Here is a 23,897-nt window from a genome sequence, read left to right as displayed (position 1 = left end):
ATAAAAAAAGCTTGGCTCTCATCAAATACGGGTAATAAAATCTAAAAAATGCTAAAAACATTTTTTACAATCAATAGTAAAGGGCTTGAATTTAGTCAAAAAGGTTTTAATTATCCATGCTTGATGAGAACAGAGCCAAAATTTGAATGGATTTGACGCTTATTTTTCTCACACCCATACGCTCTCAATGAGAGTTAATTATAACCTTTTTAAAGCCCTCTTTGTTGATATAATCGTTATAATCGCTTCATTGAAATAATTGATATTGCCAAAAAAATACCCATGATACAAGCTTAAAACACCGCTCACATTCTCTATTAAAAGCTTTGTATAGTAAATTTGCGATACATACTTATGTGTGATCTTTTGGATGCTTTCTTTCAAAAAGCCTTCTTGCACTTTCAGTCCAAAAAACATGTTATTTTCTATTGTTCTTTGAGAAGTAACATAATTCAAAAATACTTCTATCTCGTATTTTTTGCTTTTCTCTAGCGTGTAATCGCTCAAATCCTTGACTTTTTGCTCCCATCCGCCTTGAATATAAATCACATTGCGAATATAGTAAGCTCCTATGAATAAGCCGCTAAACTTCGGCTTTAGTGTTTCTAAAAGTTCGTTAAAAGCGGTTTTTTTCGCTTCGGTGATCTCGCTTGTGGCTTGTTGCTTTTGTTGCGTGATGTTGTTTAAAACTTCTTGCTTATTGGTGTTTATTTCATTGTTAGCGTTCGTTTTAGCTTCGTTAATGTTAGTTATCGCTTGCGTTTTGTTGGTATTGATTTCATTGTTAGCGATCGTTTTAGCTTGGTTTATTGCTTCAAGGCTTTCGGTTTTGTTCGTGTTAATTTGATTTGTAGCGCTATCTCTAGCCTGGTTTAAAAAGATTTGATAACTCGTTAAAAGCTTTGTAGTGGTTTCTATGATTTGATTTTCTAGCTTTTTAATCTCGCTTTTGATGTTTTCAGTATTAGCGTTTAAGGTAGCCGTTACTTCTTGCTCGTTGGCTCGCATGCTCGTATTAAACTCGCTAAAAAAGCCCTCGTATTCTTTCATTTTGTTTTTTAAGCTCTCGCCGGCGTTACTCAGCCATTCAATAGAGTTTCTCAAACTGCTATCAATTTCGTTCGTATTCTTGAAAAAATCCAAACTCAAAAGCACCTCTAAAATCCTAACGATCCCTTTAAGGCTTAATTCCACTTGATCAGTAAAAAGACTATTAGAATTTAAAGCGTTTTGTAGTTGCTTTAAAAGCTCGTTAGTGATTTCTTTCACTTCAGGCTGCTCGGTGATTTCTAAAGCGCTATTAGGCAAATTAGGGTAATTGATCATTTTATTCCTTTTTTAATCGTGTTTGTGGTAGGATTAGGTTCTGTGAGTTTAGGGGTTCCCAAACCTACCCCTTGTAATTGAGCCATAAGGAGGATCGGTGGCTCACCCTCACTATTATAAATTTCATAACTGCTTATCACCCACTTATTCTCTAGCTTTTGATTATCCCACTTATCATTAAGTCCTACTCGCATGCCGTTGTATTCAATAGCCATTCTGCCGTTATTATCAACCTTAACGCCTTTCTCTATAACTTCCGGTATCGTTTTAGCTATATTTAGGGCGTATTCTTTGGCTTGTTGTTCGTTTAATCCTTGGTTTTTGGCTTGTTTCTCTCGGCGTTTCAAAATGTGTTCTAACCCGTAATCTTTATTACCCCAAACTAAATCAATATCCCCTAAACCTTCCTTATAAAACGCTCCCGCTACAAAACCTTTTTTAGTTTCTAATAGCTTGCTAATCGCTCCTAAGCCATCGCCCTTAAACTCGCTATAATTGTGTCCCCACTCGCTAGGCGTTTCAAGTTTTTGTTTTTTAATCCCTTTCTCGCTCTCTTTTTGCATGTCCTTTATAGCTTCTATCAAGCGCTTTAAGGTAGGGTTATTTTCGTTCGATTCTCTATTGACCATTAAAAGGTAATGTGCAAAGTCGTAAATATCAATATCTTTAAACTCTTTACTATCAGGGTTAAACATGTCCTTAGTAACGTCTGCGATCTTAAATTCTTTCAAGCCTTTTTTAATGTTATCGCTTCTTAAGGCTTCAAATAACGCTTTGCTCGGATCATCAAACCTCGCGAACCTGGCGATCGCACCTCCTAAAATCTCGCTGATGTCGCTTGTGCTTTGTTCGCTCTTTTCAAACATCTCTAAAGAACTCGTTTTATAGAATTTCTCGCTCAAATCTTTCAGGCTTTCGCTCGTGCTTTGGTAATTCTTTAAATTAGCAAAACTGCGATCCATGATATCGCTTAGATAAGCGTTTAAACTCACCTTAGGAAAATTCATGTCATGGATTAGATTGTGAAAACTCCCAGCGTTATCTACAAACATTTTTTTAACCTTTTCATAGCTTTTAATGTCGTTAGAAAATTCTTTCTGCCAACGGTTTAATAATTCTATCCCTTGCGTTTTGGTCCTTGGCATGTTATACATAAGCAACGCTAAATTACTATCTCCCACATTAGGATGAGTGGCTTTGTCAAAATTAAGGTTTTTAGCAACGATATTTTTTAACGAATAAATGCTATCAGCGTCTAATTTGTTGTCTAATTCTTTTAATTTCGCTTCATAGTGGCTTAAAACCACTATCGCATGATCGCTTTCGCTGTTGAATCTTCCTTGATTAGATGAAGCCGCTAAATTGTTGATCTCGGTATTATTTAGTCGGTTGTGTGGCACTCTCACTAACAATTCGTCAGGCTTTAAGTCTATGTGATAGTATTCCTGGATCGCTTTGTGGTAAATGTAACGGCTTTTAGGCGTGAAGTTTAGCATGCCTTGGACTCTGTGGTTCCCTGCGATCACTTGTCCGTCATGTAGAATGATCGGTAAATCTTCAAACCCTCCGCTCCCAAATATCTTTTTAGGATCAAAATTTTCAGCAATGCTTTTAATCTGTTCTTCGTTCATGTCGGTGCGTTTTTGCGTCCCGCCTGTACTAAAACTTGGTTTTAAATCTTTGGCTTTGACGATCGCATAGTCCAGATCGTAAATCTCTCGTTCGTTTAGCCTTACTCTACTTTTGGGGATCTGCACTTGGATTTCTGTAGGGATATCCTCTCCTACTTCTATTTTAGTCTGGCTTTCAATGTTGCCTGCATTGCCTCGCTCGTGTTCTAATTTCTTTTTTAACGCTTCTTTACGCTTATTTTCTTGATCTTTAGCTTTTAAAAATTCCTGTTCGCTTTGTTCTTGCTCTCTTTGTAACTTGGCAAGCTTTTCGGCTTCTGCTTGTTCTAGTGGGCTTAATTTTGTAGCGTCTTTGGTGGTTTCGTTTAAATTTTCGCTTGTTTTTAATAAATCCTCTTGATCTGTTAGCGGTTTTTGGGTAGGATTAGGTTCTACGGAGTTTAAGGGCAGAATCTCGCTCTTTGTGATTAGTGGAGATGTATATAAACTTTCACTATTCTCCAACTTCTCATATCCTGTTATAATCCAATGATTAGGTAATTTTTCTCCTTTCCAATTATCTTTTAAACCTACTCTTATATTTTGGTATTCAATAGCTACTCTTCCGTTTCGTTCAACCTTAATGCCTTTGTCAATAACTTCCGGTATCGTTTTAATCACGCTTAAGGCGTATTCTTTAGCTTCTGTTTCGTTTAGTCCATTGTTAAGCGCTTGCTCTTCTCGGCGTTTTAAGATGTGCTCTAACCCGTAATCTTTATTCCCCCAAACAAAATCAATCCCTCCTAAATCATCCCTATAAGCTGCGCCTGCGACTTGCCCGTTTTTCTCTTGTAATAATTTCTCTAACGCTTCCTTAGGCTTTAAGGCAAACTCGGGGTAATTAGTGCCAAACTCTTTGAGTGGGGTTATAGCGTGTTGTTCTTTAAGAAGATTTTTTGCGTTGGCTTGTTCAAGGGGGGATAAAGGCTCTTGCGTTTTAAGCGCGTTTGTGGTAGGATTAGGTTCAATAAGGTTTGAGATGCTATAGTTGATGCCATCTCTGTAATCGTTAGAGAGTGTCGCAATGGTCTCTAACTCCCTTAAAACCTTATCATCCACTTCAAAACTTGTAATCATATAATGGTTTTTTAGTTCGTTATCTCCCTTAAACTTACTTAAAACTACCTTTGAATTATTTAAATAATAACCGCATAACCTGGTTTGTCTTCTTCTTTCAAGCCTTTTTGTATGATATTAGGGATTTCTTTAATTAGTTCATTAGTCCTTTCTTTGGCTTGTTCTGGTGTTAGCCCTAACCTTTTGTATTGTTTTTTTCTCTTTTCTAAGATGTGTTCTAACCCGTAATCTTTATTACCCCAAACAAAATCAATCCCTCCTAAATCCTCCCTATAAGCCGCTCCTGCGACTTGTCCGTTTCGCTCTTGTAATAGCTTCTCTAACGCTTCCTTAGGCTTTAAGGCAAACTCGGGGTAATTAGTGCCAAACTCTTTGAGTGGGGTTATAGCGTGTTGTTCTTTAAGAAGCTTTTCGGCGTTGGCTTGCTCTAGTGGGCTTAAATTTTTAGCTTCTTGGGTGGTTTCGTTTAAATTTTCTGTATTTTTTAATAAATCCTCTTGACTATTTAGCGGTTTTGGTGCAGGATTAGGTTCATCAAGGGTAATGGGTTGTGTCCCGCTATCCTTTGAGGTGCTAGGTTGTGGCCTGGCATCTCTAAAATCTTTAAAATTCCTATGAAAATCAAAAATCTTATTCCCATTATTTAAATCATCTACAACTAACCTAAGCTTTACGCCGTTATTATCCCATTCATAGCCGTATCTAAATCCGTTTTTAAGCCTTTCAAAACTCTCTAATAACACGCTCCCGTTTTTGATAACTTCGCTCATGTTAATTAGCTCTTCATTAGTTAGTCCGCCTGTGCTCTCTTCTCCGTTCTGTTTAACTAGTATCTTTTTAGCTCCCGCATGCCTTGTGCCTTGCTCTAAAATATAAAGATCGTTTAAATCTATCTTTTTAATCTCGCCATTGTCTAACTCTCCCTTAAAAACCTTTAAAACTTGTTGCTGTTCTTTAGTCAGCTTGCTTTCATCAATCTTTTGTAATTCTTGTAAGGCTTTTTCGTATTTAGTGGCTTTCTCTTTGATTTCTTCGCTGGCTTGTTTAACGCCGTTAGTAAGCTCTTCAATGATTTTAAGCGTGTTGTTAGTGAATTTAGAATTTTGTGCGCTTAATTCTAATTGCTTGCTAAACTCGCTTATGGAGTGGCTTCTCTCAAGTGCTCTTTTTAGGTGATACTTTAAGGCCGCTCCTGCGGTGGCTTCGTTTAAAGCTTTGGGTAATTTCACTCCTAAAATGCGATCCGGCGCGTTGCGGTATAGCGTTCCTAAAGTGAATTTAGTCCATTGGTATTTTAACGCTCCGCTTAAAGTGGTCGCTAAACCTTGGCTTAAGTTCTTCGTAATAGCGGGCTTTAGGCTTTCGGCGATCTTAGCGTCGTTTTTGAAAAGCTTATGAAAACCGCTCGCTATGTCAATGTATTCTTTAGCCTTAGGCGTGGTAAAAACATCATCTTTAAACTCGTTTAGCTTGTTGAAAAACTGCGCGGAGTGTGGTGTTTTGTTCTAGTATATTAAATATTTAATAATAAAGTTAAATAAAACTTTTTGAGTATTAGTATTTGATTGGAGCGAAGCCTTTCAATATTTTAAAAAGGCCAATCAAAAATATAAGGATAAAAGGCTAGTAAATCCTAAAACCATAAGTAATGTTAAACATTATATGACTCCTGTCAGAATACACATTGTGCGTTAAAGGCTGCGTGCCAGGCCCGTTAGGATCAACTGGAACATACATGCCACAATACCCAATACAATAGCCTTTTTTGGTGATATTGCCATAATATTCTAGTTTTAAATCCATTCTAATATTATACTTATTAGAAAAATAGCTCAAAAAGAGCGCGAGACTCCTTTCATCAGCCCTTGGGCTATCCGTCCAACGGCCTAAAATTTTCCAACTAAACCCCCTATACTGCGAGCCTACATACAAAAACCCGTTAATAACATCAGCGCCAACGATATTATTAATTTCTGCGTCATAAATACTATTCGTCCAAATGTTATACCCTAGAGGGTCCCCATAAATACCTATATCGCCATTAGCGTTACCGATATTTTTATAGACGCTACCCCCAAATTGCCACTCGTTATAATAAAAACGAGTGCGGAAAAAATAAGTTTGCCCGCTCTTTCCTAACGGCACTTGTTGGAATAGGATAATATCATTTTGATTAGCTGGAGTGGCAAAAATGGGGAAAAACCCCACGAAAGTGCCTACAAAACGAAAACCCTTATTGTTGAAATTAGGGTTGGTGTCATAAGTGATATTAATGCCTGGCGCATACATTCTTTGAAAGATCGCATAAAAATAAGGGTTGATTTTTAGGTTGTCTTTTTCATATTTCAAATCCGCTACCATTAGAGCCTTACCGCTTGTATAGTAACGCCCAAAATACCAAAACCAGTCGCTTGACGCTGAAGCCCTAGCGTCTGAATACATCACTCTGAATCTGGTGTCTTTGTATTTGACAAAGCCTTCAACCCCTTGAGTGTAAGAAGTGAACCAATCATACTCTTCAGCATCATAGCGACCCCCTTTCACGCCAAAACTGAATTTGTCTTTTTTGTAGTTGTAGCTCAAAAAAGCGTTATGCACCATGGCTAAACGAGGTTTTTGCACGTTTAAACCACTATGCCCTGCATACCAACCAATATATTGCCAAAAGATACCCGCCCCAAAAGGATCGGTCCTAGAGCCAGGCTGGCCATTAGGGATATTGTTGCCTTGATAGGCGGTAGAGTCATAGGGGAGCGCTGCCATCATCGCCCCCACTTCCGCTCTCAAACCCTTGTATAAACCCATGCTCAAATTCAATTCGCCGAGTAAAGAAGTGTAGCTACCTGTAGGATAAATGTCTTTAGAAGGCTGGTATCTTTGGTTGTTAAAGCCAAACTTGGTATAGCTGCTCACCTTTCCAACAATGCTCATGTTGAATTTATAAGCTTGAAGTTTGGATAAAAAAAGACCAGAAAAAAGCAAAAAAAATAGAGCGTAAGAAAAATATTTCTTAACTTCCAAAACCCTAACTCCCAAAGATATTAAAATAAAAATACAAAAAAAGGCATATCTAAGAGAATAGGGGAACTCCCTTAGAAACTATAACTGATGTGTGTCATCAAATGGCTTCTGTCTTGAGTGACGCTTTTTGCGATACCGCCTATATTTTGAGGACCTTGCGCGAATGCAGAAGATTCAAACAAACCATTATTCAAGTTAAGCGGCTGACCGTTTGGCCCAAGGAAACCGGTTCCAGGGTTGTAACCCGCACGAATTTGGAACTCTAACCATACGAGTTTAAGACCCGCTTTAACATGCTTGCTGAACTGATAGTCTAGATACATACCGATACCATATTCCAAAGCCCTTGGAGCGGTAGTGAAGCGTTGATAAACGCTCCAACTAAACTTACCATGCTTGCCTCCACCTTTAACATACTCGGTGAACGCGTCAGCATCGGTAATGTTGTCAATCCCCGCAAACCCTAAGCTATAGATGCCACCGACCCATTGTTCGATACCATCAAGAGCCACAGGGTTACCCCAAGTACCTAAGTTCATGTTAGGGTTACCAATGTTGAGATAAGCACCACCAACCACAAAGTAGTTGTTAATATCTATGTGGTGGCGCAAAAGAAGCGTCGCACCACCAGGACCTTGCAAGCCACGCCACTTACCATTATCCAAGAATGGATCCCAAGTGTTATAACGAGCGGGCGCGTAACGACCATATTCAGCGTTATTCCAACGATAGTCATACAACGCATAGAAAGTTGTTTTATTCCTAATGCCCCTACCGCTAAATTCCGGATTGGTATCATACTCTACTTTAACACCGGGCAATGTGCCTACTTGTGGGATAAGATACACATAAGGGTGGATCATTAGATTCTTTGTAGGGCGATAAATAATACCCGCCTTATGAATACCCCAAGGCTTTTCACGATAGATGGGGAATAACCATTGACCATCAGCGATACCACGACCCCAAGAGCTAAAGAGCAAGAATTTCATCTTATTCGTAAGCTTGAAAGTCCCATAAAAACCTTGGAACAATTGGTAAACCCAATCCATTTGCTCCTGCTCCGTAACATCAAAACGCCCCATGACCATATGGACTCTGTCGCTGTCATAGGTAAGATTCGCTTTATAAACTTCATAGCGCCTTGAGGCACCAGGCAAGTAGGCGTTAGCCGGATAGTAGTTAGGGAACAAGCCGTTCCACTCACCCATATACATATAGCCAATACCTCTAGGGTCAACAATACCGCCTGGTCCTTGCTGCTCCCACATTTTAGTCGCATTCATACAAAGGCTCATAGAATCCGTGCCGCAAGAAGTTTTATCCCAATAGCTTGGGGGAGTAAAATCCTTTGCCCACCTATCATACCTAGTGCTATCATAAACTTGTCCGCCCAAAACACCGCCTAAATTCACGGTCCATCCCCTACCTAAATGCACAGACCCCTCTAGCTTACCCGTAAGGTTAACAAAAGTTTCTGTGGGATAGATACCTTTAACAGGGTTAATAGGCGAATGGTTAAAACCCACTTTGGAGAAGTTGATAAAATCCCCATGCACTTCATAAGTAACCGCCCCTAATGAACCCGTAGTGAACAATAGTGGTAAGGTAAAACGCTTTAGCAATGTAGCCGCAACTTTTCGTTTCTTTAATTTCATTCCTCTTCCTTACTTTACCTGAGAATAGATAAATTACTCTGTAAAAATAATTGTAGCATAAAAGAATATAGAATTAGTTTAAAATCAAGCTAATTTTTCTTAAAAATCACAAAATTTAAAACACAAGTTTATCCTTAAAAGCTTGCTCATGAGCATTTAAATGGATAAGATAACCTTTTATATTCTAATAAGATATTAAAAAAGGCTTTTTAAAGGCTCAACAGGGAATTTACTGATACAATAAAAAGCATTGTTTTATATAAAAATAAAAATAACAATAAGGATCAAGAATGAAAAAAATTGGTTTGAGCTTGTGTTTGGTTTTGAGTTTGGGTTTTTTAAAAGCCCATGAAGTGAGCGCTGAAGAGATTGCGGATATTTTCTACAAACTCAACGCCAAAGAGCCTAAAATGAAAATCAACCACACTAAGGGGTTTTGCGCTAAAGGCGTGTTCCTCCCTAACTTGCAAGCAAAAAAGGATTTAGATGTGCCACTACTCAATGAAAAAGAAATCCCTGCGTCTGTAAGGTATTCTTTAGGGGGCGTAGCGATGGACGATAAAAGCAAGGTTAGGGGAATGGCGTTAAAATTGGAAAATCAAAACGCTAGTTGGACAATGGTGATGCTCAATACAGAAATCAATTTTGCCAAAAACCCTGAAGAATTCGCCCAATTTTTTGAAATGAGAATTCCTAAAAATGGCAAGGTAGATGAAGCAAGAATCAAAAAGCTTTATGAAGAAGTCCCCTCTTATAGGAATTTTGCCGCCTATATGAAAACGATAGGGATTAGCTCAAGCGTGGCTAACACGCCTTATTATAGCGTGCATGCGTTCAAGTTTAAAGATAAGGAAGAGAAATTATTGCCTGCAAGGTGGAAATTTGTGCCTAAAGATGGCGTTAAATACTTAAATTCTCAAGAATTAAAGCAAAAAGATTCAAATTATCTGCTCTCTTCATTCCAACAACACCTTAAAACTAAACCCATAGAATACCAAATGTATTTGGTGTTTGCGAACAAAAATGATGCCACCAACGACACGACCGCGCTTTGGAAAGGCAAGCATAAGGAATTATTGGTGGGGACTTTGAAAGTTGAAAAATACGAAGGAATGGGTTGTAATAAAGATGTGTATTTCCCAGCTGATCTCCCTAAAGGCGTAGAAGCCCCTACTGATCCCTTGTTTCAAATCAGGAATGAAGTTTATGGGATCACTTTTAGCAGAAGGCAATAAAAAAGATAGGGTGGATCAATATAAATTGGTTGAGAAAAATGCGTTTTTATGGGTTTAGGGAAGTAAAATTTTTGTTTAAAACTTTTATGCGTGCCTACTCAAAACACTCGCTCTCTTACTTGAGGCGCACCATAATCTAGGGCGTTTAAAATGGCATGCTCTAAAATATAACCTCTCTCTTTAAAAGCGTTACAAATTCGTTGGAACAATTGCCCTTTTTGCATAGACATTAAACCCACCACATTTTCAAAAACAAATATTTTTGGTTTCACTAAGTCTAAGAGCCGCAAATATTCTTTAAACAGATTCGCTTTTTCATCCATTTTTCTTTTGCCAAGCGTGGAGTAGCTCTGGCATGGTGGTCCGCCTAGTAGAATGTCAATTGGAACGCATGGCAAGTTGTGGCAATGAAGTTGCGCAATATCGCATAAAATGGTTTGTGCCTCTTTATGGTTAGCTTGATAGCTTAAAATAGCGTCTTGGTCTATATCGTTAGCCCATATCAATTCAAAATAATGGTGTGTGGAAAAGCCATAGCTCAATCCTCCAGCACCACAAAAAATATCAGCTACTTTATACAAATTTTATTTCTTCCTTTCATCTAAACCCACACTTTTTAAATGGAGTAAAACTTAAAGCCTTTTTTTGAAATTGGGTTAAAACCATTTATTCAATCTTTTAAGTTTTGCTAGGTTTGTCAATCGCTTTTCTATGAACAGCTTTTTCTCTGTTTTGAGCTTTTTGAGTGGTATTGGCATGCTCATCTTTAATATCGTTTGGCCAATCTTTGCCTTGCTCTTGCGCATTCCATTCGGGGAATGCGTCATTATTATTGTTTCTATAATCCGTCAGGCAAGCTTGCTCTAAAAGTTTATAGCTGATGCTTGCGTCTTTGATTGCACAAAAACCAAACAAGCCTTTCACTTGAGTTTCAAAATTAGGCTGATAAATCATGTAAAATTCTATTTTAGCCCCTGTAAGTATCGTATGGTAAAGAAAATACCACACGCCAAAACTTCTAATACTGGGCCTCCCTTTAATTCCCCCATCTTTATAAATATTGAGCGTGCTTTTAATCCCACCATCTGCTTGAGAGCCACCAATTTTTTTAATCTCACCATCCACTACAATTAAATACACTCTAGCCACATTTTGAGTCAAAATATTTTGAGATAAAGATTGATTGTTTTCATCTTTTAAATCCTTAAGATAGTTGAAATTCAACTTTGTGCTGTCTTTCACGTATTCTACATCAGCGATTTTAAAGGCAGTTTTGACTCCGCTAATATGCATTTTTACTCCTTGATGATCAATAGCTCATGAGATTGTTTGACATGGTTATTATCGCCTCTTTCTAAGCGGTTTTTACCCATTCTGGTTTCGCCTTGTCCCATAGTGTATTGCCAAGATGGTTCTAAAATTTTAAAATCCTTATAAGCATTCCTTACCAATTCGCAGTCATTATAGCTTAAAATAAATGGCCCTTTATGCCTTTTTAGCATGTGAGCCAATACTTCATGTTTAAAACCATTGTGGTGGATAGGGAAATTACGCATAGGATAAATCCCCTTAAACATTTTAGAATTTTCTAACACATAAGGGGGGTCAAGATAGAAAAAATCATTAGGATAAGCGAGCAACACTTCTTCAAAACCAGAGCATTCCACCTTTAAACTAGGGGCGTTAAAATCTTTAATTTTTAAAAGGGTGTTTAGATAGCGTTGTTTATCGGTATAAATTTTACTTATCCACCCTAAAAATCCTGGCCCATAGCTTAAATTAAAGTTAAAGTAATAATCTCTAGCCAAAATTAAAGGGTCTAAAACACATTCTTTTTTATAATGGGCTTTTAACTCTTGTTTGATGGTGTTGTAAGTTTCTTGATTAGGTTCTAAAGAAAGCAAGCTACTATAAAGAGCTTGTTTGTCTTTGAGTAACACTTGATAAAAATTCACTAAAATGTCAAAAATATCAAAGCCCAACACTTCTAAACCCAACTCTGCCGCGCATGCAATTTCCACGCTCCCCCCACCTATAAAAGGGCTAATCATCCTACGCACACCATTAGGTATACACTCCACTATTAACCCTACAGCTAAAGACTTGCCCCCACCATATCTTAAAGGGGCTTTTACATAGCGTTTGTAACGCCCATTATTAGAGCGTAAATTGTGCAAAAAAACATCTTTTTTGCTAGCGTTTTGGTTGAATAAATTCGCATGCATTCCAAAAAGTTTTATTTATTTTTTCGCCCTTTTCCTCATGTTAGGGTCTAAAATCTTTTTTCTAATCCTTAAATTCAAGGGGGTAACTTCTAAAATCTCATCTTCTTCAATCCATTCTAACGCCCTTTCTAACACCATAGTCCTAGGCGGGGTGAGTTTGATCGCATCATCGCTCCCGCTCGCTCTCATGTTGGTTAAGTGCTTGGATTTGATAGGATTGACATCTAAATCATTATCCCGGCTGTGTTCGCCAATGACCATGCCCACATAAACCTTAGTTTGGGGGTTGATAAAAAGCGCACCTCTTTCTTGGATATTGAAAAGGGAAAAAGCGGTCGCTTCGCCATTTTCCATGCTAATGAGCGCCCCATTTTTGCGCGATTCCACGCTCCCGCTAAAAGGGCGGAATTCCAAAAAGCTATGATTCATCACGCCTTCACCTTTAGTGTCGGTTAAAAACTCGCTCCTATAACCGATAAGCCCTCTTGCAGGAATTTCAAATTCTAATCTTGTATAGCCATCGCTCATGGGATTCATCGCTTTCATTTCGGCTTTTCTTTTGCCTAATCTCTCAATGATAGCCCCGCTAAAATCTTGGGGCGTGTCAATCACTAAATGCTCAAAAGGCTCGCATTTAACGCCATTTTCTTCTTTAATGATGACTTCAGGGCGTGAAATGCTAAACTCAAACCCTTCACGGCGTAAATTTTCAGCTAAAATAGTGATTTGCAATTCCCCACGCCCGCTCACTTTAAACTTGCCTTCGCCCATTTCTTCGCATTTCATAGCGATATTGGTTTGCATTTCTTTTAAGAGCCTGTCTTTCAATTTATTGGCAGTAACATGCTTTCCTTCTAACCCGGCTAAGGGCGAATCATTGACAGCAAAATACACGCTCATTGTAGGCTCTTCTAAATGCATGGGATCTAAAGGCATGGGGTTAGTGGGATCAACGACGCTATCGCCCACATCCATTGCATTAAACCCAGCAAGCGCTACAATATCGCCCGCATAAGCGTTTTCAATCTCAGTCCTAGCCAGCCCTAAAAAGCCTATAAGTTTAGTGATACGGCCATTTTCTTTACTCCCATCGCTTTTCATCAACAGCACGCTTTCATTCTTTTTAACCGAGCCATTAAACACTCTAGCGATACCGATTTTACCCACATAATTGTCATAATCAAGCGTGAAAATTTGCATTTGTAAAGGCTCATCCACGCTCCCGCTAGGGCTTGGCACATGCTCTAAAATCGTTTCAAATAAAGGCTCTAAATTTTTCTTTTCATCGTCTAAACTTTTTATCGCATAGCCATCTCTAGCAGCAGCATAGACGACAGGGAAATCCAATTGTTTATCGCTAGCCCCCATCGCTACGAACAAGTCAAAAACTTCATCCACCACTCTGTCCGGTTCAGCGGCAGGCTTATCAATTTTATTCACCACCACAATAGGGCAAATCCCAAAACTCAAAGCCTTTTTAACCACGAATTTAGTTTGAGGCATGACCCCTTCTTGTGCATCCACTAAAAGCAACACCCCATCCACCATTTTTAAAACGCGCTCCACTTCGCCCCCAAAATCAGCATGCCCGGGAGTGTCAATGATATTGATTTTAGTGTCTTTGTAATAAATAGCGGTGTTTTTAGACAGGATAGTGATCCCTCTTTCTCTTTCTAAATCGTTGCTATCCATCACCCTTTCATCCACTTTTTCCCTCTCACTAAATGTGCCAGATTGAGAAAGTAAGCCATCCACTAAAGTGGTTTTCCCATGATCAACATGCGCGATTACAGCGATATTTCTAATATTTTTCATGAATGTCCTAACAAGCAAAATTGAAATTAGAAGTATAACACAATATTATAATAGCCCCAAATGGCGGAATTTTTTGGCTAAATCCTGTTCTATCAAATGGCTTTTATAGGCTTTTAGAAAATTTTCATTCCCACTATTAGGTGGCATGAAATCGTCATTATCCCTATAAAAAAAGATAAAATAATTTTTCTTTAAATAGTAAGCCAAATGGATTAAAAACGAATCCCCCCTATATACAAATCGCTTTCTAAAATCAGGTTTTTAACTTCTTCTAAACTGGTTTTAGCGCGATAATGAGTAACTTCATCTTTTAAAAAAGCGTATCGTTCTTCAAAATCTAAAAGCGTAACACAAAAGGGTTTTAAGAGTTTTAAAACGATTTTTAAATGCTCTAAAGAAATATTTCTATCATTTTCTCTTGTGAAAGGGTTGATTAAAATCTTTTTGGGGTTTTTTACACTCATGGAATATTGACTATTATCAAAAACATGCCCATAAATTTGAGAAAACAACTCTTTGCGGTTTTGATAAACGTTTTTAATTTCTTTATTTGGAGTGGTTATGGGAATGAATTGGGATAAAAGAAAACTTCTAAAATCTTGTTTTTCTAAAATCAAATGTTTGATTTTGTGCTTCTTAAGCACTTTTAATAAACGCAAAAAATCCTTTATCGCCCCAAAAACGCCTTGTTTTTTAAGGTCATAAAAAGCGGGGACATTTTCAAAAACAGGAATGATTCCAAAATGTTTTTCGCATTCTAAAAGCTTGGCGATCTTTAAAGTCAAACGAGTACCTAGGATTTTAAGGGGTTGTTGCTGCTTGAGAGCGATTTCTTTTAAAAGGCTAAGCGTGATAAGGTTATCCCCTAAAGCCAAAAAACAAGCGATGCGCATGGTTTTTCCTGATTGTGAAATGTTTAGGGTCTTTTTTTTCTATCCCTAAATTTTTTAAATAAAATTTTTCATCAAAACCATTGTTAATAAATTGCGCAAATAGGAGCAAACATTCCAAATCTTTTCTTAAAATTTTATGCGTTTTAAAAAGCGATTCAAAAATGAATTGCATTAAATCGCTGTTTAACAATTCTTTTAACGCATGAGCGTTGATAGGAAAATTTTCTTTTAAAACAAACATGTTCGCGCTATTTAAAAAAAGGCGTTGCTTATTGTCATAAAAAAAGACCAGTTTTGAAGAAATGAATTTATACACGATTTTTTCTCTAGCCTGATAAAGGCTTAAGGGAGCGACTTGCTGGCAGTCTTTTAAATCAGCGTTAATGAATTGGCTAGGGGCTTTTAATCCGTCTTTTAAAATATCTGAACCCCTAAAAATAGGAATGGTATTTTTTTCTTGTTTGGGGTGTAACTTTTCTTCATTGTTACCTGTAACAATCCCTAAAGCAAAATGAGCGTTATTTTTTAAAGTGGTGTGGGGAATGGAAAAAAGGTGGTCCAAAATTTTATTTTCTTTGCTAGAGCAATGGATATTAAAAATCTTTTTAGGGTTGTTGAAAAAAGAAGAAGGCGATCGTTTGAACTCACTATTTTGATAAAAACATGAGATTTTTTGATTCTTGTTAGGGGTTTTTTTAAGCGCCAAACCCACAGCCTTAGTCATTAGATTTTTAAAGGGTTTGTCAAAATCAATCAGGCTTCTCATTTGAAACTTTAAAGCCATTTCTCGCATTTTGCTGAACGAATCAATATTCAAACAACTTTCGGGTAATAATAGCCCCAAATGAGCGTTTTCTTTTAAGCAATTCAAACTCGCCATAAAAAAGAGCGACGCGCTATCTAGACTTTGAGGGAGGTTGAATTGCTGTTTGAAATTTTCTTTTTGGTTTTGATTGCATTTCTTACCCCATGGCGGGTTAGTGAAAATGCAATCAAATTGCGGAGCATGTTTTAAACTCAAAAAATCTTTTTGCATGATATTAGGGCAATCTAAACGATAACGCTCTTTAATACGCTTTTTAGTCAAAGCGACAGCAAAAGCGTCTGTATCATAGCCATAGATATTTTCAACCTTAAAGCCCAGTTTTAAAGCATGCATGACAAAATTCCCACTCCCCACAGCCGGATCGCAAAAAATCGCTTGAGTGGCATCAAAATCTTTAGGGAGAGTGAAAAGTTGTTCTACTATCCTATTAGGAGTGTAGTAAATGCCTTCTAAATTTCTAGTGGTATTGGAAAGCTCTTTTTCATAATAAGAACCCAACTTTTCTAAATCAGAGCTATTTTCTAACATTTCTAGGTATTTTAAAATCAATTCTTGATGGTTGTGCGCGCTTTTTAAGGATTTGTTAGCGTATTTGTTAAGCTTGTTTTTCCCTAAATGGTTGCGGCAAAAATTTAAAAAAGAACTCGTTTTCACATAAATTTTATGATCAATTTCTAGTTTCTCCAAAAGATTGGTTTTGATCCAATTACGCACGCTGCTATGAGAAACATTGATTAAATGAGCGATTTCTTTAACAGAAAGAGCGTTTGAAGGCATTTTCCCCCCTAAAAACTATAAACATAACTCACATTAAACACCACAAGGCGTTTAAAAAAGAGAGAGGTATTTAACCCTTTGCCATGCGTTTCATAAAAGGAGTTGATCGCTAAAGGGATTTTTAAGCCCATTTCAAAGCCGTTATGCCTATCCACATTCACACGAACCCCAAAATTCAAAGGGATCTGGAAAAAACTCGTGTGCATTTTAGCTTGATAATTGGTCAAATAATTGTTGATAAAATCCGTTTCACTCACCCACATGCTCAAACCACTCCCCACCCACGAACTCCCCGCTAAAGCAAAGCCTGCATAAAAACCCACGCTAGAATGTTTTTGTGAATTATCAATGAAATTATACAGATAGTCTATTCCAAGCCCATAGAGATGGTTATTCATTTTGCCCAAACCATCAAAGCCATTACCCACAAAACCAAAGTTAGTGTAACCATAGTCATAGAACAAGTAATAACGAAACCCTTGATTTTTTTTCTTGGTAAAGAAATGCTTATACCCTACGCTCAAACCTACCCCATACATGCTTGAAACATTTTTAGAATAAGAGCTGGGATCAAGCGCATTCAAAGAATTTGAAATTTGAGCGATTTGAGAAGACAAAGAAGAAAGCATGTTGTTTTGAGATTGAGCGAATTGTAATTCTAAATTTTTTAAGTTTTCTGCTAATTCTAAAGGGTTAGTAACGGGTTCTTGCATTTTTTCTAACGCTTGGGCTAGTTTAAGGTTAGACGCAACGCCCCCGCTAAGCATCATTATTTTTCCAATATTTTGAAGGGTGGATTGGAGGTAGTATTGCTCGGCTTGCATTTCAGTGGGGGTTAATTTAGCATGGTTTTTTAAAGCGTTGTTGATGTAATTAAAGGTGTTTTGCATGTTTGTGATTTCATTTTTGACTTGATTGAGTTTATAGATTTTATTTTGAGCGTTAGAAATCGTTTGGATGCGTTCTTGATTCAAAAAGGGGTTATTATGCTCAACAGCATGACTAATGGAATATTCAAAACCCACGCTCGCATACGCCCCATTTTCTTCAGCGATACAATAAGATAAAAATAAAGATAAAGATAAGGGTAAAGATAAAGGAAATAAGGTTTTTGAAATTGCATGGGTGATCCTAATTAAAAATAATCTCAATGATACACTAATTTTAATAGAAAAAAGTGAAACAATTTTTAAGCCATTTTTGAATACAATAAGAGCATTTTATTATTAAGGTTAGAATAATGAGTTTGATCGTTACGCGCTTCGCCCCATCGCCCACTGGCTATCTCCACATAGGAGGCTTAAGGACAGCCATTTTTAATTATCTTTTTGCACGAGCCAATCAAGGAAAATTTTTTTTACGCATTGAAGACACGGATTTGAGCCGTAACTCCATAGAAGCGGCTAACGCCATTGTAGAAGCTTTCAAATGGGTAGGGCTAGAATACGATGGCGAAATTCTCTACCAATCCAAACGCTTTGAAATTTATAAAGAATACATCCAAAAACTCTTAGACGAAGACAAAGCCTATTATTGTTATATGAGCAAAGATGAGTTGGACGCTTTGAGAGAAGAACAAAAGGCCAGGAAAGAAACCCCACGCTATGACAATCGTTATCGTGATTTTAAAGGCACGCCCCCTAAAGGCATAGAGCCTGTTGTAAGGATTAAAGTCCCTCAAAATGAGATCATTAGTTTTAATGACGGGATTAAAGGCGAAGTGAGAGTGAACACTAACGAATTAGACGATTTTATTATCGCCAGGAGCGATGGGACGCCCACTTATAACTTTGTGGTTACCATTGATGACGCTTTAATGGGGATTACTGATGTGATTAGAGGCGATGATCACCTTTCTAACACCCCTAAACAAATCGTTCTCTATAAGGCTTTGAATTTTAAAATCCCTAATTTTTTCCATGTGCCGATGATTTTGAATGAAGAAGGGCAAAAATTAAGCAAACGCCATGGGGCCACTAATGTGATGGACTATCAAGAAAGGGGCTATCTTAAGGAAGCTTTAGTGAATTTTTTAGCGCGTTTGGGGTGGAGCTATCAAGATAAAGAAATTTTTAGCATGCAAGAATTATTGGAATGTTTTGACCCTAAAGATTTAAATTCTTCGCCTAGTTGCTTTAGCTGGCACAAACTTAATTGGCTCAACGCTCATTATTTAAAAAACCAAAGCACGCAGGAATTGTTAGAACTTTTAAAGCCTTTTAGTTTTAGCGATCTTTCTCATTTAAACCCCGCTCAATTGGATCGCTTGTTGGACGCTCTCAAAGAAAGATCTCAAACCCTAAAAGAATTAGCCCTTAAAATAGATGAGGTTTTAACCGCTCCTATAGAGTATGAAGAAAAGGTTTTTAAAAAACTCAATCAAGCGCTCATCATGCCTTTGTTAGAAAAATTTAAATTGGCGTTAGATAAAGCTGATTTCAACGATGAAAGCACGCTAGAAAACGCCATGCACCAAATCATTGAAGAAGAAAAGATTAAAGCGGGTAGTTTCATGCAGCCTTTAAGATTGGCCCTTTTGGGTAAGGGAGGCGGGATAGGCCTTAAAGAAGCGCTTTTTATTTTAGGCAAAACAGAGAGCGTCAAAAGAATAGAAAAGTTTTTGAAAAACTAAAAAATTGGCTCTGTTTTCATTGAACGCTAATCATAAAAGAGTTTGATTTTAGCGGTTGTTCTAAACAACTCCTTTTGAAAAATAAGAGGGTTTCAAGAGAAAATGAAAAAAAATATTTCTAAAATTTTTTGTTTTGATTGAAATCAAGCTTAAAAGTTGGGTTCAGACAATCTTTTGGCAAACTGATCGTTTGAGGAATGACCTCATAATGGCAATAATTTTCATCTTCAAAGAGAGGTTTTACCAACAAGCGGTTTGAAAAAAGCCGATTTTCTTGATTAGGATCAATAACGCCATTGTTTAAAAAGAGGAAAGTTTGCGCGAGTTTGATTATTTCGTTTGGATCATGACTCACCAATAACACGCTTAAATTTTCACGCTTGATAAAATCAAGCAAACCTTGTTGCACTTCGTTTTTTAAGGCGTTATCTAGGGCGTTTAAAGGCTCATCTAAAAGCAATAAATTCTTGGCTGCGATTAAAGCTCTTGCTAAAGCGACTCGTTGGGCTTGCCCGCCAGAGAGTTGAAGAATTTTTTGCTGGCTTAGGTTTTCTAAACGCATTAAGCGTAACACTTCGTGGATTTTATTTTTATCTTTAGGGTGAGCAAAGGCGATGTTTTGATACACATTTAAATGCGGAAATAGGGCGTAATCTTGAAACACAAAGCCGATTTTTCGTTGTTGTGGTTTTAAAAAAATCTTTTTTTGAGTGTCTAGCCACACTGAACGATTGACTTCAATATAGCCGCTACTCACCGCTTCAAGCCCTGCTAAAATGCGTAAAATCGTGCTTTTACCCGCTCCCGATTCTCCTAATAAAGCGACAACTTCTGCTTCTTTAATTTCTAAGTCTATATTCAAATCAAACGCGCCCCTAGATCCTAAAAGGCGTTTTTTAAACCGCGCTTTTATCATAAAAACGAGCTTTGTTTTTTATTCAAAAATAGGGTAACAAATAAGAGGCTAAAACTGATAAGCGTGAGCGTTAAGGCGTATTGATGGGCTTTAGGGTAATTGAGCGCTTCAGTTTCGTTAAAAATCGCAATGCTAGCCACTCTTGTTTCCCCTAATATATCACCCCCAAGCATCATCACCACGCCAAATTCACCTATAGTGTGCGTAAAAGTTGTAATGATAGCCATCAACACACTGGGTTTGATGTTAGGGAGTAGGACAAAAAAAAGGGTGTAATATTCCCCCTTACCCAAGCTATAACTGGCTTCTTTTAAAGAAGTGGGCAAGGAAATTAACGCACTTTTAATGGGGCTTACCATAAAGGGTAAGGAAAAAATCACGCTCCCTAAAATAAGCCCTTGGAAACTAAAAACAAGTTTCACATTTAATACATCTTGTAAAAACGCTCCCAAAAAAGAAGAAGGCGAAAAGATTAAAAGGAGATAAAACCCTAGCACGCTTGGGGGTAAAACTAAAGGCATATACACAAGCGTTTCTGTTAAGCTCGTTAAAAGATTGCGTTTAAGGCTTAAAAAATAGCCCAAAAAAATCCCTATAGGGAGTAAAATAAGGGTGGTAATCAAAGCTAAAGAAAAGCTCAAACGCATGGTAATCAAAAACTCATGATCCATTGCTCGCCTTTTTTATGCGTTTTAATCCACAATATAGCCGTATTCTTTAAAGACAGCTCTAGCTTTAGGGCTGAATAAAAAATCTTTAAAAACTTTGGCTAAAGGGTTATTAGCCCCATTTTTAGTGATGATCAAGGCTTGTTCAATAGGGTTATAAAGGGCTTTATCAATGATGAAATAAGAGAGGTTTTTATCTTTTTTATCCATCAAGGATAACGCTCCAAAGCCTATTTGAGCGTTTTTAGTAGCGACAAATTGATGGGCTTGAGAAATAGAAGCGCCATAAATGATTTTAGATTTAAGACTAGAAGTGAGTTTTAAATTCTCTAAGACTTCCATACTGGCTTTTCCATAGGGGGCTAGTTTAGGATTAGCCATAGCGATATATTTAATTTTAGGGTCTTTAAGAATCTCTAAAGAATCCATTTTTAGATTTTCACTCCACAAAACCAACACGCCTTTAGCATAGACTTCTTCTTTAAAAGGGGTTATTTTTTCATCATAAAGCTTTTTAGGTCTAGTAATATCTGCTGAAATGAATAAATCAAAAGGGGCGTTTTGAGCGATTTGAGCGTAGAGTTTGCCTGAAGAATTAAAGCTAATCTTAACAGCGTCTTTGGGGTGTTCTTTTTGAAATTCTTTAACAAGGGCTTTTAAAGCGCGTGTGAGGTTAGCAGCAGCAGCGATTTTTAAATCCTGTGCCAACAGAACGCTTGAAAAAAATACGATTAAAAAGGCAAACGCTTTGAAAGTATTTTTCATAGAACTCCCTTTTATTAAATTGAAGTTGGTGATTATACCTATTTGTATCTTAAAAATTTGTATTTTAAAAGTTTGAGGTGGTTTTGTAGGTGTATCCCACTTATCCATGATTTAATCAATATTTTCACTCTAAAACCCTCATCTTTGATAAAAAATTAAATCTTTTAGAAAAATAACCGATTTTAGGGTGTAACTTTAATTCAACAAGAAGGATTTATTATGATTAAAAGAATTGCTTGTATTTTAAGCTTGAGCACGAGTTTAGCGTTGGCTGGCGAAGTGAATGGGTTTTTCATGGGTGCGGGTTATCAACAAGGTCGTTATGGCCCTTATAACAGCAATTACTCTGATTGGCGTCATGGCAATGATCTTTATGGTTTGAATTTCAAATTGGGTTTTGTAGGCTTTGCCAATAAATGGTTTGGGGCTAGGGTGTATGGCTTTTTAGATTGGTTTAACACTTCAGGGACTGAACACACCAAAACCAATTTGCTCACCTATGGTGGCGGTGGCGATTTGATTGTCAATCTCATTCCTTTGGATAAATTCGCTCTAGGTCTCATTGGTGGCGTTCAATTAGCCGGAAACACTTGGATGTTCCCTTATGATGTCAATCAAACCAGATTCCAGTTCTTATGGAATTTAGGCGGAAGAATGCGCGTTGGGGATCGCAGTGCGTTTGAAGCGGGCGTGAAATTCCCTATGGTTAATCAGGGCAGCAAGGATGTAGGGCTTATCCGCTACTATTCTTGGTATGTGGATTATGTCTTTACTTTCTAATTTGTTCTTTCATCCACTCTTCTTCATCAAATCAAACCTTAGCCAACTCTTAAAAGGTTGGGGTTCAAAAAATCTTTTTTATAAATAGAAAGTTTGTTTTAGTGCAGTATAATCTTGGTGTTTCAATTTTTATCTTACTAAATATAGTGTTTGGCGTTGGCATTTGAAGGCGGGTTTAGTGAGGTTTAAATAATAAATTACTTATAAATATTTATTATACATTATTTAATGGTGTTGTTTAATGGATTAATTTTAAGAGGATAGTCTCGCTTTTATTTCTTTAGAGCGAATCGATCCTGCTGGGGAAAGGTTTTTATGGAAAATAGCACGCTTTATATTGTTATTGCTGGCTTATGGCTTGCTGTAGGCTTTGGAATCTTTTTAAAGAAATTAGACATGCCCGTTATCATTGGTTACATTTGCACAGGAACGGTTTTAGCGGCTTTTTTTAAAATTAATGATTTTAATTTGTTGTCTGATATTGGTGAATTTGGTATCGTCTTTTTAATGTTTATGATAGGCATTGAGTTTAATTTTGACAAGCTCAAGTCCATCAAACAAGAAGTGCTAGTTTTTGGGCTTTTACAGGTTGTTTTATGCGCTTTAATCGCTTTTTTATTGGGGTATTTTGTTTTGGGTCTTTCACCCATTTTTTCCCTTGTTTTAGGCATGGGGCTTTCGCTCTCTTCAACCGCTATTGTGCTGAAATTCTTTGAAGATTCCAAACAGCTTAGCACGCCCATGGGAAAGAGCGCGGTGGGGATTTTGATTTTCCAAGATATTGCCGCCATTCCCATGCTTTTAATTCTCACTATTCTAGGCAGTAAAGATTCTAATGTCAATTTACTCATTCTTAAAACCCTTATTTCAGCAGGGATTATTTTAGTTCTTTTGTTATTGCCTGGAAAAAAAGGGGCTAATCTCATCTTAGAGCAAGCGAAAGACACGCGCTTGCCTGAAATTTTTATAGGCACGATTTTAGTGATCGTTTGCAGCGCGGCGGGGTTGAGCCATTTTTTTGGGTTTTCTATGTCTTTGGGGGCGTTCATTGTGGGCATGGCGATTTCTAAATCGCGCTATAAAATCAATGTCCAAGAAGAATTCGCGCAATTAAAAAACCTCTTTTTAGCCCTTTTTTTCATTACGATAGGGATGCAGATTAATGTGAGTTTCTTCATGGAGAAATTCTTTGTTGTCATCTTTTTACTCATTTTAGTGATGAGTTTTAAGACTTTTATCATTTATGCGCTATTGCGTTTTTTTAGAGACGCTAAAACCGCCATCAAAACCGCTCTTTCTTTGGCGCAAATCGGGGAGTTTTCTTTCGTGATCTTTTTAAATTCAGGCTCGCACCAGCTCTTTAATTTGCAAGAAAAAAAAGGGATTCTTGGTTTTTTGCACCAAAAAAATATCTTAAATATCGCTCAAAATGACATCCATCAACTCCTTATTCTCATGGTCGTCTTTTCCATGTTAGCAACCCCTTTTATTTTAAAATACCTGGAATCTATTGCTCAATTTATTTTGCACCAAAAGAGCCAAGAAAATGAGCCGGCTAAAAAATAATGACGCAAAAACCAAATGATAAGTTTGCTTGTATTGTCAGTGTTATG

The 23,897-nt window shown here is 37.3% G+C and carries 18 protein-coding genes and 4 pseudogenes; 7 read left to right on the top strand and 15 right to left on the bottom strand.

The features are described 5' to 3' along the window. Nucleotides 1-198: 198 nt before the first annotated feature. The 3 genes and pseudogenes from D2C72_01615 to D2C72_01605 form a co-directional block, all read right to left on the bottom strand. A complete protein-coding gene (locus D2C72_01615) occupies nucleotides 199-507 on the bottom strand; it encodes a hypothetical protein (protein ID QEF43150.1) in 309 nt (102 codons plus the stop codon). Further along, nucleotides 504-1,326, bottom strand: a pseudogene (locus tag D2C72_01610) (ATPase). Before D2C72_01610 ends, D2C72_01615 begins: the two are co-directional and overlap by 4 nt. Beyond that, nucleotides 1,323-4,073 (bottom strand): DUF3519 domain-containing protein, encoded by a 2,751-nt coding sequence (locus D2C72_01605; protein ID QEF44158.1) that lies wholly within the window; start codon nucleotides 4,071-4,073, stop codon nucleotides 1,323-1,325. Before D2C72_01605 ends, D2C72_01610 begins: the two are co-directional and overlap by 4 nt. 1,197 nt (nucleotides 4,074-5,270) lie before the next feature. Here D2C72_01605 and D2C72_01600 point away from each other — a divergent pair. Then, the gene (locus tag D2C72_01600) at nucleotides 5,271-5,471 is read left to right on the top strand and encodes a hypothetical protein (GenBank protein ID QEF43149.1); all 201 of its coding nucleotides are present in this window, start codon (nucleotides 5,271-5,273) and stop codon (nucleotides 5,469-5,471) included. Between the two features lie 225 nt (nucleotides 5,472-5,696). Here the strand turns inward: D2C72_01600 and hofD are convergent, their stop codons facing one another. Both hofD and hofC read right to left on the bottom strand, forming a co-directional pair. Next, a complete protein-coding gene (hofD, locus tag D2C72_01595; GenBank protein ID QEF43148.1) occupies nucleotides 5,697-7,094 on the bottom strand; it encodes an outer membrane beta-barrel protein HofD in 1,398 nt (465 codons plus the stop codon). A gap of 71 nt (nucleotides 7,095-7,165) precedes the next feature. Next, entirely contained in the window at nucleotides 7,166-8,752 is a 1,587-nt protein-coding gene (gene hofC, locus D2C72_01590) for an outer membrane beta-barrel protein HofC (protein QEF43147.1), read from the bottom strand. Nucleotides 8,753-9,042: 290 nt separating this feature from the next. On the opposite strand from hofC, the gene D2C72_01585 reads away from it, so the two are divergent. After that, complete coding sequence (locus tag D2C72_01585; GenBank protein QEF43146.1) at nucleotides 9,043-9,987, top strand: catalase; 945 nt, start codon at nucleotides 9,043-9,045, stop codon at nucleotides 9,985-9,987. Nucleotides 9,988-10,085: 98 nt separating this feature from the next. On the opposite strand, the gene D2C72_01580 is transcribed toward D2C72_01585, so the two are convergent. From D2C72_01580 to D2C72_01550, 7 genes and pseudogenes are all read right to left on the bottom strand, one after another. Continuing rightward, a complete protein-coding gene (locus D2C72_01580; GenBank protein ID QEF43145.1) occupies nucleotides 10,086-10,568 on the bottom strand; it encodes a DNA cytosine methyltransferase in 483 nt (160 codons plus the stop codon). A gap of 97 nt (nucleotides 10,569-10,665) precedes the next feature. Beyond that, entirely contained in the window at nucleotides 10,666-11,280 is a 615-nt protein-coding gene (locus D2C72_01575; GenBank protein ID QEF43144.1) for a GIY-YIG nuclease family protein, read from the bottom strand. 2 nt (nucleotides 11,281-11,282) lie between these two features. Continuing rightward, nucleotides 11,283-12,212, bottom strand: coding sequence for a DNA adenine methylase (locus D2C72_01570; protein QEF43143.1), 930 nt, complete (start codon nucleotides 12,210-12,212; stop codon nucleotides 11,283-11,285). A 15-nt stretch (nucleotides 12,213-12,227) separates the two neighbouring features. After that, on the bottom strand, nucleotides 12,228-14,027 hold the full coding sequence (typA, locus tag D2C72_01565; GenBank protein ID QEF43142.1) for a translational GTPase TypA: 1,800 nt from the start codon (nucleotides 14,025-14,027) through the stop codon (nucleotides 12,228-12,230). A 45-nt stretch (nucleotides 14,028-14,072) separates the two neighbouring features. After that, nucleotides 14,073-14,920 (bottom strand): annotated as a pseudogene (locus D2C72_01560) (lipopolysaccharide heptosyltransferase family protein). Continuing rightward, on the bottom strand, nucleotides 14,886-16,523 hold the full coding sequence (locus D2C72_01555; protein ID QEF43141.1) for a class I SAM-dependent methyltransferase: 1,638 nt from the start codon (nucleotides 16,521-16,523) through the stop codon (nucleotides 14,886-14,888). The pseudogene D2C72_01560 and the gene D2C72_01555 overlap by 35 nt, the downstream one beginning before the upstream one ends. A gap of 8 nt (nucleotides 16,524-16,531) precedes the next feature. After that, entirely contained in the window at nucleotides 16,532-17,641 is a 1,110-nt protein-coding gene (locus D2C72_01550; protein ID QEF44157.1) for an outer membrane beta-barrel protein, read from the bottom strand. A gap of 122 nt (nucleotides 17,642-17,763) precedes the next feature. Here D2C72_01550 and D2C72_01545 point away from each other — a divergent pair, with 122 nt between their 5' ends. Further along, nucleotides 17,764-19,155, top strand: coding sequence for a glutamate--tRNA ligase (locus D2C72_01545; GenBank protein QEF43140.1), 1,392 nt, complete (start codon nucleotides 17,764-17,766; stop codon nucleotides 19,153-19,155). Between the two features lie 118 nt (nucleotides 19,156-19,273). Here D2C72_01545 and D2C72_01540 read toward each other — a convergent pair whose 3' ends face one another. Genes D2C72_01540 through modA form a run of 3 tightly spaced genes read right to left on the bottom strand, consistent with a single transcriptional unit; the run spans nucleotide 19,274 to nucleotide 21,504 of the window. After that, the gene (locus tag D2C72_01540; protein QEF43139.1) at nucleotides 19,274-20,071 is read right to left on the bottom strand and encodes an ATP-binding cassette domain-containing protein; all 798 of its coding nucleotides are present in this window, start codon (nucleotides 20,069-20,071) and stop codon (nucleotides 19,274-19,276) included. Next, nucleotides 20,068-20,742 carry a molybdate ABC transporter permease subunit gene (gene modB / locus D2C72_01535; GenBank protein ID QEF43138.1) on the bottom strand — a complete coding sequence of 225 codons (675 nt, stop codon included), beginning with the start codon at nucleotides 20,740-20,742 and terminating at the stop codon, nucleotides 20,068-20,070. Before modB ends, D2C72_01540 begins: the two co-directional genes overlap by 4 nt. Before the next feature lie 21 nt (nucleotides 20,743-20,763). After that, nucleotides 20,764-21,504, bottom strand: a complete 741-nt coding sequence (gene modA, locus D2C72_01530; protein ID QEF43137.1) for a molybdate ABC transporter substrate-binding protein — start codon at nucleotides 21,502-21,504, stop codon at nucleotides 20,764-20,766. Nucleotides 21,505-21,546: 42 nt separating this feature from the next. On the opposite strand from modA, the pseudogene D2C72_01525 reads away from it, so the two are divergent. From D2C72_01525 to D2C72_01510, 4 genes and pseudogenes are all read left to right on the top strand, one after another. Then, nucleotides 21,547-21,680 (top strand): annotated as a pseudogene (locus tag D2C72_01525) (orotate phosphoribosyltransferase). Between the two features lie 43 nt (nucleotides 21,681-21,723). Continuing rightward, the gene (locus D2C72_01520) at nucleotides 21,724-22,284 is read left to right on the top strand and encodes an outer membrane beta-barrel protein (protein ID QEF43136.1); all 561 of its coding nucleotides are present in this window, start codon (nucleotides 21,724-21,726) and stop codon (nucleotides 22,282-22,284) included. Continuing rightward, a pseudogene (locus tag D2C72_01515) lies at nucleotides 22,268-22,451 on the top strand (hypothetical protein). Before D2C72_01520 ends, D2C72_01515 begins: the two are co-directional and overlap by 17 nt. A 148-nt stretch (nucleotides 22,452-22,599) precedes the next feature. Beyond that, entirely contained in the window at nucleotides 22,600-23,850 is a 1,251-nt protein-coding gene (locus tag D2C72_01510) for a cation:proton antiporter (protein QEF43135.1), read from the top strand. Nucleotides 23,851-23,897: the final 47 nt, after the last annotated feature.

The organism is Helicobacter pylori (genome assembly GCA_008032955.1).
GTDB classification, from domain to species: domain Bacteria; phylum Campylobacterota; class Campylobacteria; order Campylobacterales; family Helicobacteraceae; genus Helicobacter; species Helicobacter pylori_DC.
Note: the sequence above shows the minus strand (reverse complement) of the source record. Positions and strands in the feature narration are given on the sequence as shown.